The following is a 12937-nucleotide window of genomic DNA, read 5'->3' as shown; positions in this document are numbered from 1 at the left end:
CTTGGGGAGTAGTCCCTAAGAGTGCTTGCCTTGTAGGTGTAGTCGGACTAGACATGAAGCTGTAAGACCAAAATTAGCTTTGCTAGTAGAGGCAGGATTCAGCCCAAGAATCTCCGCACTTTTAGGGCGGAGAGTGTCAAAAACCCCTGACTTTTGCCAGCAGTGAACCACGATGACTGACGTTCCCGTTTCTCGCATTCGCAATTTTTCCATCATCGCTCATATCGATCATGGTAAATCAACTCTCGCTGATCGCCTCCTGCAAATTACGGGAACCGTAGCCCAACGGGAGATGAAAGAACAATTTCTCGATAATATGGACTTGGAACGGGAACGGGGTATCACCATCAAGTTACAAGCGGCGCGCATGGATTACACCGCTAAGGATGGTCAAAAATACGTTCTCAATCTGATTGACACCCCGGGCCATGTGGATTTTTCCTACGAGGTTTCTCGGTCTCTAGCGGCGTGCGAGGGAGCTTTATTAGTTGTAGATGCGTCCCAAGGCGTGGAAGCGCAAACTTTAGCCAATGTTTACCTAGCACTGGAAAATAACCTCGAAATTATCCCAGTTTTAAATAAAATCGACCTACCCAGTGCCGAACCGGAACGAGTGGCGGCGGAAATCGAGGAAGTGGTGGGTTTAGACTGTAGTGAGGCGATTCGTGCCTCGGCTAAGGCCGGGATCGGTATTAATGATATTCTAGAGTCGATCGTCCAATTAGTTCCCCCTCCCCAAGATACCCTCGCAGAACCCTTCCGAGCTTTAATTTTTGATAGTTATTACGACGCTTATCGAGGGGTAATTGTCTATTTCCGCGTCATGGATGGTCGGGTGAAAAAGGGCGATAAAATTCGTTTTATGGCTTCTGGTAAAGAATTTATTATTGATGAATTGGGAATTTTATCACCGCAACAGGTACAAGTAGATGAACTTCACGCGGGAGAAGTGGGTTATCTGGCAGCCGCAATTAAAACTGTCGCTGATGCCCGGGTGGGTGATACGATTACTCTAACCGCTAAACCGGCAAAAGAGCCTTTACCCGGTTATACAGAAGCAAAACCGATGGTTTTCTGCGGATTATTCCCCACCGATGCCGATCAGTACGCCGATCTCAAAGATGCGCTGGAAAAGTTAAAATTAAACGATGCAGCTCTATCCTACGAACCAGAAACTTCTAGCGCCATGGGTTTTGGTTTCCGTTGCGGTTTCTTGGGACTGCTACACATGGAAATCGTGCAGGAAAGACTAGAAAGGGAATATAACTTAGATTTAATTACCACTGCTCCCTCGGTAGTTTATCAGGTCACTACCACCGATGGGGAAATTGTCGAAGTGGATAATCCTAGTTTGTTACCTTCCCCACAAAAACGGGAAAAAATTGAGGAACCTTATATCCAAGTGGAAATGATTACTCCGGAAACCTATGTAGGTGCTTTGATGGAATTATGTCAAAGTCGTCGGGGAGTTTTCAAGGATATGCGTTATTTTACTAAAACTCGCACCGCTTTGATTTATGAGTTACCTTTAGCAGAAGTGGTGACAGACTTTTTTGATCAATTAAAATCTCGATCGCGCGGTTACGCTAGTATGGAATATCAATTAATTGGCTATCGGGAAAATGAGCTAGTTAAATTAGATATTATGGTCAATGGTGATCCCGTTGATGCTTTAGCGATGATCGTTCACCGGGATAAAGCTTATTATGTTGGTCGCGCTTTAACTGAGAAGTTAAAAGAATTGATTCCCCGGCATCAATTTAAGGTTCCCATTCAAGCAGCTATTGGTTCTAAAATTATCGCTAGTGAACATATTCCTGCTTTAAGAAAGGATGTCTTAGCTAAGTGTTATGGTGGTGATATTAGCCGGAAGAAAAAGCTGTTAGACAAGCAAGCAAAAGGGAAGAAACGGATGAAAGCGATCGGAACTGTTGATGTCCCCCAGGAGGCATTTATGGCAGTCCTAAAACTCGATCCTCAGTAAAGTCTAGGGGTGAGAATTAACTCACCCTTTTTAGTTTTGGCAGTGGCTAATTATTATGAAGCTTTTGAGATTATCCTATCAAGATTTAGCCTCTGGATTAAGTATAGATTATTGCGACTTTTTTCCAGATTTGAATTTATTAGTTGGTATCTCAGGTGCAGGAAAAACCTCTATTTTAAAGGCAATTAGTAATTTAAAAAGAATCACTAAAGGTGCATCGGTAAATGGTGTAAAATGGGATGTAGAATTTTTAACTAATGATCATGTTCGTTATCATTGGTTGGGTGAATTTGAGGTTAAAAAAGCCCGTTCTCCCATCAAAAGCGATAAAGATGAAGTCAATAGTAATGACGGCGAAAATAAGGTTAGTATAATTAGGGAAACTCTTTTAAAATATCAAGAGGTTTTGATCGCAAGAAACCAAGAGGTAATTGAGTTTAAACATTCAAAGACACCAAAACTACCATCTTATTTAAGCACTATAGAGCTTTTCAATCAAGAAGAAGATGTTTTCCCTGTTCGACAGGAATTTAACAAAATTATTTTCAATCCACTTAGGTTTGCTATCTCATATTCAACATTTGATAAAATCCTTAGAAACTACGAATATAACGAATATAACTCTCTCTCTGAATTACAATCGAGTCAACTTCGTATTTCCGACAAACTACTGATCACTTATGAAAAATATCCCGATACGTTCGAGATAATAAAGATAAAGTTTTTTTAAATTTTCCCTCAATTTGAAGATTTAAAAATAGAATCTTTAAAACCTTTTTCATTAACTCGAAGTGGTTTACTTAAAAACCCACCTTACATACAAATAAAAGAAAAAAACTCTCATGTCTGGATTTTAGAACCAAATATCTCCTCTGGAATGATAAAAAGCCTGATGTTCTTAGCAACGATCAAATTATCTGCTGCTGGCAGCGTTATATTAATCGATGAATTTGAAAATAGTTTGGGGGTTAACTGTTTGGACACTTTAACAGAAGATTTATTAGTTAATTATCGAGATTTACAGTTTATTATTACCAGTCATCATCCTTATATAATTAATAATATCAGTGCTGCCTATTGGAAAATAGTCACTCGTAAAGGAGGAGTAATTCAGGTACACAATGCGGCTGATTTTCATATTTCTAAAACTCGACAAAAAGCCTTTATTGATCTTATCAATGTCTTAGAAGAATTTCCCCAAGGAATTAGTTAATCGATGAATATTTATTTTTTAGTTGAAGGAAGAAGTACCGAAAAAAAGCTTTATACTGCCTGGTTAACTCATCTTATTCCCGAAATTGAGCGAGTTGATTTTTACGATCAAGTCAATCACAACAATTACTATCTTATTAGTGGTGATGGCTACCCCTCCATACTTCATGAGGGAATTCCTAACGCCATCGATAAAATTCAAGAAGTATCCAAATATAACTATCTAGTCATCTGTCTCGATGCTGATGAGGATACTGTCGAAGAAAGAGAACAATATGTTAATGACTTTATCACCAAACATATTACTGTTCCTGCATCACTCGAAATCGTGATCATTATTCAAAATCGCTGTCTTGAAACATGGCTACTAGGCAATCGCACTATATTTAATTCTAAACAACCTTTACAGGGACTTTTAGCTGATTATGTTCAACACTATGAGGTTTACGAAAATGATCCCGAACTAATGGGTAGATTTAATTGCAGAAATCATGCCGATTTTCATTTTGCTTATCTAAAGTCTATTTTTGAAGCTAAAGGTTTGTATTATTCTAAAAAATCCCCCGGAGAAACTCAAAAACAATACTATCTTAATGAATTAAAAAAGCGTATCGATCCAACTGAACACTTAAAAACCTTTCAGAAATTTATTAATTTTTGTGATAATATTCGCCAAAATTTCAGATAAATTGATATGTGGTGCTTCTGCCAAGGATGAAATATAAGCTGATCTGGCATCGTCTGCTGACTAATGGCTGGGTGAAAATGTAGTACAGACTGTGATCGAGAATACAAGACTATGACAAGGCTTTTGTCCTAGAAATTTCTAGTTCGGCAGATTTTTGTAGTATTGTAGTATAATGGTAACTCCAGAAAAACAATCCCAAAAGTGCCTTTAGTCTCTTCAGTTAGCAGTTACCAGATAGAAGTTAAAAATTGGCAATTTACTTGATGTTATGGCTTCCTTACGGGATATTCTCAGTTACTATCGCAATTATCAAAAAGCCGCCTTTTTGAGCATTGCTGCATCGAGTGTCTTTGAAATTATCGATCTGATGGTTCCCTACGCCGTCGGACAGATTCTTAATGTTCTTTCTCATCAGCCTTTAGATGGATTCGTCCAGTCTTTGGTCGATCGCACCATGGTTTTAACTCCCTTTGCCTCAGAAAAGTGGGTTAGTTTGGCAGTATTATTAGGCTTAATTTTCCTAACCACGGTAATTAAAGCACCAATTCAGCCTTGGGTGGGTGTATGGTTTCACTGGGAAATATCCTTAAGAGCGCGACGAGATCATCTCAAAAAAATTATTGCTAAAATTCTCACCTTACCCCTATCTTTTTACGATGAAAATAATCCAGGACGCATCGCTAACCGGATCGCCAAAGGGATAGAAAATCATACTTGGACTTATCCCGAAGTGGCGGGAATGATGATCCCAAAACTGTTTAGAGTTTTCGGTATTTTTATTGTTATTTGGGTAATTCAATGGCAAATCGCCCTTGCTTTTCTTATTTCTTTTGTATTAATTGTAGCTTTTGTTGTGAGAGATTTAAAAGATTTAATGCAAAAAGAAAGAATTCTTGATCAGCACATCGAAAATACCCAAAGTCGCAATTCTGAGATTATTACTAATATCAAAACTGTCAAAGCTTTTGCCACAGAAGGACAGGAATTATATCGTCAAAAACAGCGTTTAGAGAGAGAATTTACCTACGTTATCCATCGCATTCATAAGGGTTATGTGGACTTAATTACTTGGGAAAAAACCCTTGTCCAGGCTAGTTTATTTGGAGTATTTTTTTTTACTCTCCTAGCCACCGTTCAAGAGAAAATCTCGATCGGGCATTTTATCACCACCTATACCCTCGCTAGTATGGCCTATGCGGAATTAGATCCCCTATCCCAAATGGCAGAAACTTTCGCCCGTCGCTATGCTTCTATGGCACGTTTACAGGAATTTATCAACTTGCCTATTGGCACTGATGCTGGTAGTCTTTTAGCCGATCATGCCCAACATAATCCCTATCGTTTTATGGGTAAACTAGAATTAAGTAATCTTAGCTTTGGCTATAGTCCAGAAAGAATGATTGTCAAGGATATTAATATTCTGATTGAACCCTATCAAACCGTAGCATTAGTGGGAAAATCTGGTTCAGGAAAATCCACTTTAGTTAAGTTACTTTTCCGCTATTTTGAACCGAATCAAGGGCAAATTATGATGGATGGCGAGGATATTAGTCGCTTAGATGTGACTTGGTATCGGCGACGGTTAGCGATTGTCCATCAAGAAGTAGATGTGTTTAATGGTACGGTGTTAGAAAATCTCACCTACGGTAATCCTAATATTAGCTTTGAGAAGGTAGAAGAAGCCTGTAAAATCGCCCGTGTTGATGAATTTATTCAGGAATTACCTAATGGTTATTCCACTATTGTAGGGGAAAGGGGCGTGCGTCTTTCGGGGGGACAAAGACAGCGTTTAGGAATTGCTAGGGCGTTAATTGTTGATCCAGATGTGTTAGTTTTTGATGAGGCCACTTCTAGCTTAGATTATGAGTCAGAAAGAGCCATTCAACTAGCCATGAAATCAATACTAGGCACTCGCACCACGATTATTATCGCCCACCGTCTTAGTACTGTTCGAGAAGCTGATCAAATTGTCGTCTTGGATAATGGTCGTATTGTCGAGATCGGTAGCCATGACCAATTATTAAATCAGCAGGGAATCTATCAACGTCTCCACTCTTTACAAGAAAGCGGTGAACTGGTTTAGTTTTAAGATAGTCCCCGATAGCAGACCGAGAAAATATGATCTAATGGGAGTTGATACCATGTCTAACGAAACCGTTACCTATTCCCTAGAAGCTGTTTTGACGAGGATTGAGGGGAAAATTGACAATCTCCAAAAAGATGTTAATCAAAAATTTGACAAAATCGACGAACGGTTAAATAAGCTAGAGGTAGGACAGGCAAAGTTAACCGAAAAGGTTGAGGGAATCGATAATCGCCTAAAATCAGTGGAAGGAACCCAAAAAATCAGGTTTGGACATTAATTATTCTTTGGGCAAGTGCGATCGCCTACGGCGCGGCGAAGCCGACCGCTACAGCCGGTTGGAAAGTATTTTTTTCAGGTAATCCCTAGAATTAATAGTAGCAACCTCACCACCCCCTTATCCTGATCGGTTAGCCAAAAATTGTCACTTTTCCGATTTAACCCTCTGCTAACCAGCGCACGGCATCCTTAGCGTGGTAGGTTAAGATAATATCGGCACCCGCCCGTTTAAAGCTGGTTAAAGTCTCTAAAGTCACTCGTTTTTCGTCAATCCAGCCATTTAACGCCGCCGCTTTAATCATTGAATATTCCCCCGACACATTGTAGGCAGCCACGGGTAAATTAGTCATTTCCTTGATTCTCCAGATAATATCCAGGTAAGATAGAGCAGGTTTAACCATTAACATATCTGCTCCCTCTAATACATCTAATTCCACCTCTTTTAAGGCTTCCCTGGCATTACCCGGATCCATTTGGTAGGTTCTGCGATCGCCGAATTGGGGGGTAGAATCGGCGGCATCCCGAAACGGCCCATAATAGGCAGAGGCATATTTAGCCGTATAGGAAAGAATCGGTGTATCACTATAACCCGCCTCATCCAATCCCTGACGAATTGCCTGCACGAAACCATCCATCATTCCCGACGGTGCAATGATATCCACTCCCGCTTTTACCTGGGAAACGGCGGTTTTTTGCAATAATCCCAGAGTAGGATCGTTTAACACCCTGCCGGTTAAATCTCCCGTTTGCAGATAACCACAATGACCATGGTTAGTATATTCACACAAACAAGTATCAGCGACAATGAGTAGATCGGGAACTGCCTCTTTAATCGCTGTGGCCGCTTTTTGCACAATACCATGATCGTGCCATGCTCCCGTCGCCTCTGTGTCTTTACTTTCCGGCAGCCCGAATAAAATAATCGCTGGGATTCCTAAATCCCGCACTTCCTTGGCTTCGTCAACAATTTTATCGATTGATAATTGGTACACCCCCGGCATCGATTTCACTTCCTGGGCAATACCTTCCCCCGTCGTGGCGAAAAGGGGATAGATAAAGTCATTGGCTGTCAAGACGGTTTCACTCACCAGACGGCGCATTTGAGGGGTTTGACGCAGACGACGGGGGCGATGAATAGGAAACATAGTTTTTTGTGATTAAATCGGGAATCTTGTCTCGATTCTTTAGTTTAAATCTTTGCTTAGGATGAACACAAATCGATTCAGCCGGCAGCTGGCTGCCGGCAGCTATCCGCAATATTTAGTTATTTTGAGCTTAATCAAACTATTTAGGTCAAAAATGACCTGATGAGGCTCTATCGTCGTTTTGAGAGCGAAAAACCAGCAATTTGACTAAAATTTAATCTTTATAGCCATCACTTTTGCTGTTGCCACCACCTCATCTCTTTACAAAACTTTACCTCATCAGTTTTAAGTTCACTGACGGCTCTCTTGGATAGAGGTGCAAGCGTTCACTGATTACTGTTTACTGTTCACTGTTCACTGACTCCCAAAACCCATCTCCATTTGCGAGAAGGATCGTTTATTCTAGGAAATAAGAGCGATCGATTCAGGATTTTTGCTATGGCCAACTTAGGTGATTTAGTCAAAAAAGCAGTTTATTTGGGCGTAGGCATTGCTACCTATGCCGCCGAAAAAGCTGAAGTAAATTTACAAGAATTAAGAAATCAAGCCCAAAAATTAGCCGATGAAATGATTTCTCGCGGCGAAATAAACGCGGAAGAAGCGCGCAAATACGTCGATGAGTTGGTGAAACAGGCACAACAGCAAACGGTAGAAGGTAATGAATCTAATATTCCCCATGAACCCCGACGGATAGAAATTATTGAAGATGAGGAGGACACCAAAGCAGCCGATCCAAAAGTAGATGAATTGCGGCAAAAGGTGGAACGTCTTCAGGAGGAATTGCGGAAACTACAACAGGATTAAACCTAATTTTAGGGACAAATAATTAATTATTACCAGACAAGGGATGCAAGTATAAACATGGACGATTGGCAGAAGGATTTTTGGGAAGTGATCGAAACTGTGGCGGTGGGAATTGAAACTTTTTTCCAAGAAGTGACCCAAACTATCGAAGAAATTAATGAGGAAATTATCATCGATCTGGAACAGTTCATTCAAGAGGTTTTACCCCAGGAATTAGAAGAATTTTTTAACTCCGATGAATCCCTATTTTCGGAATTAGATGAATCCTCGGATTTTATCCTCACTCCCAAGGTTAACCCCGATCCTAACACCCATCCTGCTTGTATCGGTTGCCGTAATTATCACGGTTATATCTACGGAGGCAATCTTCTCGTCTGCGGTTTCCATCCCTACGGTTGGGATGGTGATAGTTGTCCCGATTGGCAAGCAGAGGATTAATTATTTTTCTACAAAATCAGGTAGGGTTATTATCCCTACCCATAACTTTTATCTCAAAGCAATTGTCTGTCATTTTTAGTTAAGAATTACCCTTGGGAGCATGGTAGGGTTCCGCATCAAAAGGCTGCATCCCCACATCTGGATATTCATCTTTATTGGGGCTAAAAATGCGAGCAAAAGCCTCTGTTAGGTACTGGACAGCATTGTGTAACGTATCCTTGATATTCATTGCTTTTCTCTCCGACTCTCGACAACAATCTCTGTTCAACTTCGGATAAGGTTGATCCACCCCTCCACCCCAATTATCTGGCCAGAATCTCATCAATTGTTGACTTTTGCGATAATTCTTGAATAATCTTCATAAGACTTTATATTTTTTCTTGCTTATTTAAACTTTTATAATAATTTTTCTATTTTTGTAAAGCAAAGATTATTCAATAAAACACCGTATCTTTGTTGATCATCTAAGCATAAATATCCATTGACAAAAACTTTTAATTGAGCATTATCTATCTCCTCATCCAAAAAAGGCTCGATGGCTTTCTGACGAAGTGCTTTGATTTTGTTGAGGTTTAATCCCAACTTTTCGATAGTATTAATTGCTTTTTGATCATCTTCTTGTGCGGGTTTAATTGTACCATCATAATTAAAAGCAAAGTGAGACTCACAATCGGGATTAAGTGGAGAGATTAAGAGATTTTCATCAAACCAGCTATTTTTTAGATTACCACAGTGCCGAGGTTCACCCGGCTTAAGATTTGCCTGACAGGAACATAGCAAATTGGCATAATCTAAGGGATCAACAGTGGGATCACTTTGAGGTTTAAAATGTTCTATATGGCATTCACCATCAACCAATCGACTTTCACAATAACAACATATTTCCCCCTGTTCTGTCATCAAAGCTTTAATTAGTATTTCTTTTGGTTTTCCCGCTAAACTTTTAAAGTCGGGCTGCCAATCTGGGTTAGCTTGCTCTTTCCAATTCTTAAACTCCGGTGGTTCTTGTCTTTTTCTAATATACTTCATTTTCCGATAATTTCCTTGCGTCGAATAATAACTTCAGCTTTAATTAATTCTGGATCATCTTGAATTTTAGCTCTGAGATCATTGATTTTATTTTTAGCTGCCTCTAATTGATTGTGAGAGATTTGTTCATAGATATCTTTCAAAGCTTCAGCGATTTCCTTGGGACGAGTTGTCTCTAATCCCATCAAATCTTCCAAAATTCGATCAACATTTTTGCCGTAGGACTCTTGCACGGGATGAATTTTTATTCCCATTTCTGTTTGTTCCATGAAGTGTAAACTTTCTGGCTGAACATGAGTGATAATATTAGGAGAATGGGTGGAATAAAAAATTGACAGTTAGGAAAAACTTCTAGTAATTTAGGTACTACAAATCTTAGCCATTGAGGATGTAAATGTAAATCAATTTCGTCAATGATAATAACGCCATTACCCGTTAAAGGATCAGGATTTTGAGGATTAGCAATCGCCATTCTTCGAGCTAAATCTCCCAGCATAGCAATCAGACATATTTCTCCATCAGAAAGTTGATTAACAGTAACTATTTTATTCTTTTTTGTTACTTCCATTCTCAAGGGATTACGACGGACGCTAAGATTAGTAAAATCGGGTAGAAAACGTTCGATCGTTTCCCGAACTGCTTCCAATTGGGGATCGGGAAAACAAAAACCTTCTGGTTTAATTGGATCATACTGATATTTTCTATTTTCATTTTCTAAATCTTCACGTTCGCGAAACCATGCAAAAAAAGTGCGAAAATATGATCCACTGGTTAAAGCATTTTCGTAGGCACTTAGAGAATCAAATTTATGTTTTGTTCTCATTGGTATATCCAGCACTGCTCGATTAACAGAATAATAAACAAATAAAGGTAGGTTAATTTGTCCTTGATGTTCAGTAATTTGCAGTTGTATTTTTTTAGTATAATCATTTAATTGCCTAAAATTACTCCCTTCCCCAGCGTGGATATATCCAGTCCTAGTTTTTACTATTTTCCAAGTAATCTCTTGACTATCTTCCGTCACCCCAGTGATTTCAATTATAGCCGTCCACTGACCATTATTAATCTCGGTTTCGCTAATCTGTCGTCCACTGGCATTAGTATTTTTTAGGCGATTAACTAACCATGAAAGCATAATAACCAGACCATCTAAAATAGTAGATTTTCCAGAACCATTAACTCCTATAAATATATTTAATTGCCGATGAAAGTCGATGTTTAAACTAACTGCACCTCGATAATTAATAAGCTTTATAGACTTAATTTTCATGAATTTTTGTATCGCCAAGAGTTGCTTATATTTGAGATAATTGTTAGAGAATGACTCCCAGATAATTTTTTATAAAACTGAGACATGGTTAAGAGGCAATCCCGATGAAAAAATTTTCATCACCAGAGATGAAAGAGGTTTCTTTACCTACACCCCACACCCCACACCCCACACCCTACCCCCACCGAAAAACTTTTTCAGCAAACCCTATTTATCGAAAATTTGGGTTAAAACCCCGACTGACTTTCCCGATCGCTGCTGTCTGTGAGACAATCGATCGAGTGTTATCCTAAACTCCGCCAATTTTCATGTCCGACGACGCTACTATTCGCACTGCTGTACAACGTCTCTACAATACCTATCCTTTCCCCCCCGAACCGCTCCTAGACGAACCTCCTCCGGGTTACAATTGGCGCTGGAATTGGATTGCTGCCTATAACTTTTGTTGTCATCGTAAACCCGAACGAGAGGATATCCGGATTCTCGATGCGGGTTGTGGTACTGGTGCAGGAACCGAATATCTGCTCGCGCTCAACCCCTTTGCTAATATAGTCGCTATAGATATCAGTGAAAAAGCCCTAGAAATTGCCAAAGAACGCTGTAATCGTTCGGGAGTCGCCGCAAAACACCGAGGTTCTCTGGCTTTTCACTATTTACCTCTAGAATCTGCCACTAATCTCCCCGGAGAATTTGATTTAATTAACTGCGTCGGGGTGCTGCACCATCTCCCAGACCCGATTAAAGGTATTCAATCGCTCGCGCAAAAACTGGCCCCCGGGGGTCTGCTGCACATTTTCGTCTATGCACAATTGGGACGCTGGGAAATCCAGTTAATGCAATCTGCGATCGCACTTTTGCAGGGAGACCGACGCGGGGATTATAAAGATGGGGTCGCTGTCGGCCGAGAGATTTTTGCCTCTCTACCGGAAAATAATCGCATTTTGAAACGGGAAAAAGAGCGTTGGTCAATGGAAAATCATCGCGATGAATCCTTCGCTGATATGTACGTTCACCCCCGGGAAGTGGACTACAATATCGATACCCTCTTTCAACTGATTGATGCGTCAGGATTAGCCTTTATTGGCTTTTCTAACCCTTCCTACTGGCAATTAGACCGTTTATTGGGTAAATCCCCCGAATTGATGGCTAGGACGCAAAATTTAGGAGAAAGGGAACGTTATCGCTTGACGGAATTATTAGACCCGGAAATCACCCACTATGAATTTTTCCTCGCTAAACCACCGATTTTCACTGCTGATTGGTCCGGGGATCAAGTCCTAGAGAATGCAGTGGCCGAAGTTCATCCCTGTCTTTACGGTTGGCCTAGTGCAAGTGTTCTAGATTACGATTATCGGCCGGTTAATCTCTCGGAGAGAGAATTTGCTTTTCTACAAGCTTGTGATGGTCGTTTAACTGTGGCAGAAATCGACGCTCAAGTTGCCTTAGGATTAACTGGTGTGCGTTCTTTACAACAGCGCCAACTACTGATTTTAACTTAGGGAAAATTTGGGGATGTTAGAGATAGCGTCCCTTGGCAATGGGTAACTTGTGAACTAACTTTGCTAAATCTTGCCAAAACTTTTTTTTCTTAACAATTATCACCCCCCTGTCCCCATAGTTTCAGCCCCAGAATTAACCGGGGCTGAATTATAATAGTTAAAAAAGTGGACAAGGCTGCTAAATTTCTGATCAGTCCAATTTTTGCCCATTGGCAAATGGGAGAATTTAATCATTATCCCAAGATTCCGAGGCGATTAAGTCACCAATTTGATCTCTGAGAAGGTAGTCACATCGTTCTAGTTCACATTCAACACAAACCCACTCCCGGGGGGGAATGAACTGACAGAGAGTGTAGATCGGTTGGGGGAGCATCTCACCTTTGCAATGAGCATAAATACTTAGTGGAAAAATAGGCTTTTCGAGGGTAATTCTTGTTTTAATTCTCCATGTACGCAGTCTTTAAAAGCCTCTATTTCGTTCCAAGACACGATTAAGAGTGGCTTTT

The 12937-nt window shown here is 40.1% G+C and carries 14 protein-coding genes and 2 pseudogenes; 10 read left to right on the top strand and 6 right to left on the bottom strand.

Going from position 1 to position 12937, the window contains the following annotated elements; all coding sequences use genetic code 11:
* Positions 1-172 precede the first annotated feature (172 nt).
* The 6 genes and pseudogenes from lepA (at position 173) to IM322_RS15565 (ending at position 6336) form a co-directional block, all read left to right on the top strand.
* A complete protein-coding gene (lepA, locus tag IM322_RS15590) occupies positions 173-1984 on the top strand; it encodes a translation elongation factor 4 (RefSeq protein WP_286826227.1) in 1812 nt (603 codons plus the stop codon).
* Between the two features lie 64 nt (positions 1985-2048).
* The gene (locus tag IM322_RS15585; protein ID WP_287675785.1) at positions 2049-2714 is read left to right on the top strand and encodes a P-loop NTPase family protein; all 666 of its coding nucleotides are present in this window, start codon (positions 2049-2051) and stop codon (positions 2712-2714) included.
* A complete protein-coding gene (locus tag IM322_RS15580; protein ID WP_353737521.1) occupies positions 2715-3197 on the top strand; it encodes an AAA family ATPase in 483 nt (160 codons plus the stop codon). It begins immediately after the preceding gene.
* A 3-nt stretch (positions 3198-3200) separates the two neighbouring features.
* On the top strand, positions 3201-3884 hold the full coding sequence (locus tag IM322_RS15575; protein WP_287675786.1) for a hypothetical protein: 684 nt from the start codon (positions 3201-3203) through the stop codon (positions 3882-3884).
* A gap of 268 nt (positions 3885-4152) precedes the next feature.
* Complete coding sequence (locus tag IM322_RS15570; RefSeq protein ID WP_287675788.1) at positions 4153-5967, top strand: ABC transporter ATP-binding protein; 1815 nt, start codon at positions 4153-4155, stop codon at positions 5965-5967.
* 58 nt (positions 5968-6025) lie between these two features.
* Positions 6026-6336, top strand: a pseudogene (locus IM322_RS15565) (DUF4164 domain-containing protein).
* A 68-nt stretch (positions 6337-6404) separates the two neighbouring features.
* On the opposite strand, the gene hemB reads toward IM322_RS15565, so the two are convergent.
* Positions 6405-7391 (bottom strand): porphobilinogen synthase, encoded by a 987-nt coding sequence (gene hemB, locus IM322_RS15560; RefSeq protein WP_286826222.1) that lies wholly within the window; start codon positions 7389-7391, stop codon positions 6405-6407.
* Between the two features lie 438 nt (positions 7392-7829).
* Between hemB and IM322_RS15555 the strand changes: the two genes are divergently transcribed.
* The gene (locus tag IM322_RS15555) at positions 7830-8195 is read left to right on the top strand and encodes a phasin family protein (RefSeq protein ID WP_286826221.1); all 366 of its coding nucleotides are present in this window, start codon (positions 7830-7832) and stop codon (positions 8193-8195) included.
* A gap of 57 nt (positions 8196-8252) precedes the next feature.
* Positions 8253-8633 (top strand): hypothetical protein, encoded by a 381-nt coding sequence (locus IM322_RS15550; RefSeq protein ID WP_287675790.1) that lies wholly within the window; start codon positions 8253-8255, stop codon positions 8631-8633.
* 79 nt (positions 8634-8712) lie between these two features.
* On the opposite strand, the gene IM322_RS15545 is transcribed toward IM322_RS15550, so the two are convergent.
* The 4 genes from IM322_RS15545 to IM322_RS15530 form a co-directional block, all read right to left on the bottom strand.
* Positions 8713-8862: an isochorismate synthase gene (locus tag IM322_RS15545; RefSeq protein ID WP_286826219.1), complete on the bottom strand. Its 150-nt coding sequence runs from the start codon at positions 8860-8862 to the stop codon at positions 8713-8715.
* A 167-nt stretch (positions 8863-9029) separates the two neighbouring features.
* A complete protein-coding gene (locus tag IM322_RS15540; protein ID WP_287675791.1) occupies positions 9030-9662 on the bottom strand; it encodes a retron system putative HNH endonuclease in 633 nt (210 codons plus the stop codon).
* Positions 9659-9931, bottom strand: a complete 273-nt coding sequence (locus tag IM322_RS15535; RefSeq protein WP_287675792.1) for a hypothetical protein — start codon at positions 9929-9931, stop codon at positions 9659-9661. Before IM322_RS15535 ends, IM322_RS15540 begins: the two co-directional genes overlap by 4 nt.
* On the bottom strand, positions 9907-10932 hold the full coding sequence (locus IM322_RS15530; RefSeq protein ID WP_287675793.1) for an AAA family ATPase: 1026 nt from the start codon (positions 10930-10932) through the stop codon (positions 9907-9909). The genes IM322_RS15535 and IM322_RS15530 overlap by 25 nt, the downstream gene beginning before the upstream one ends.
* Before the next feature lie 40 nt (positions 10933-10972).
* On the opposite strand from IM322_RS15530, the gene IM322_RS15525 reads away from it, so the two are divergent.
* Together IM322_RS15525 and IM322_RS15520 are read left to right on the top strand one after the other, a co-directional pair.
* Positions 10973-11200, top strand: coding sequence for a hypothetical protein (locus IM322_RS15525; protein WP_287685130.1), 228 nt, complete (start codon positions 10973-10975; stop codon positions 11198-11200).
* A 40-nt stretch (positions 11201-11240) separates the two neighbouring features.
* Positions 11241-12431, top strand: coding sequence for a class I SAM-dependent methyltransferase (locus IM322_RS15520; RefSeq protein WP_287675796.1), 1191 nt, complete (start codon positions 11241-11243; stop codon positions 12429-12431).
* A gap of 226 nt (positions 12432-12657) precedes the next feature.
* Here the strand turns inward: IM322_RS15520 and IM322_RS15515 are convergent.
* Positions 12658-12795: pseudogene (locus tag IM322_RS15515) on the bottom strand (DUF4327 family protein); the annotation flags it as partial.
* Positions 12796-12937 lie beyond the last annotated feature (142 nt).

The organism is Microcystis sp. M109S1, assembly GCF_020247025.1.
In the GTDB taxonomy this organism is placed as follows: Bacteria; Cyanobacteriota; Cyanobacteriia; order Cyanobacteriales; family Microcystaceae; genus Microcystis.
Note: the sequence above shows the minus strand (reverse complement) of the source record. Positions and strands in the feature narration are given on the sequence as shown.

Excerpts from the sequence above, each read along its gene's own strand:
- IM322_RS15570 (WP_287675788.1), top strand. The coding sequence starts at position 4,153 with ATGGCTTCCTTACGGGATATTCTCAGTTACTATCGCAATTATCAAAAA.
- lepA (WP_286826227.1), top strand. The coding sequence starts at position 173 with ATGACTGACGTTCCCGTTTCTCGCATTCGCAATTTTTCCATCATCGCT.
- IM322_RS15555 (WP_286826221.1), top strand. The coding sequence starts at position 7,830 with ATGGCCAACTTAGGTGATTTAGTCAAAAAAGCAGTTTATTTGGGCGTA.
- hemB (WP_286826222.1), bottom strand. The coding sequence starts at position 7,391 with ATGTTTCCTATTCATCGCCCCCGTCGTCTGCGTCAAACCCCTCAAATG.
- IM322_RS15535 (WP_287675792.1), bottom strand. The coding sequence starts at position 9,931 with ATGGAACAAACAGAAATGGGAATAAAAATTCATCCCGTGCAAGAGTCC.
- IM322_RS15575 (WP_287675786.1), top strand. The coding sequence starts at position 3,201 with ATGAATATTTATTTTTTAGTTGAAGGAAGAAGTACCGAAAAAAAGCTT.
- IM322_RS15545 (WP_286826219.1), bottom strand. The coding sequence starts at position 8,862 with ATGAATATCAAGGATACGTTACACAATGCTGTCCAGTACCTAACAGAG.
- IM322_RS15520 (WP_287675796.1), top strand. The coding sequence starts at position 11,241 with ATGTCCGACGACGCTACTATTCGCACTGCTGTACAACGTCTCTACAAT.
- IM322_RS15540 (WP_287675791.1), bottom strand. The coding sequence starts at position 9,662 with ATGAAGTATATTAGAAAAAGACAAGAACCACCGGAGTTTAAGAATTGG.
- IM322_RS15530 (WP_287675793.1), bottom strand. The coding sequence starts at position 10,932 with ATGAAAATTAAGTCTATAAAGCTTATTAATTATCGAGGTGCAGTTAGT.
- IM322_RS15550 (WP_287675790.1), top strand. The coding sequence starts at position 8,253 with ATGGACGATTGGCAGAAGGATTTTTGGGAAGTGATCGAAACTGTGGCG.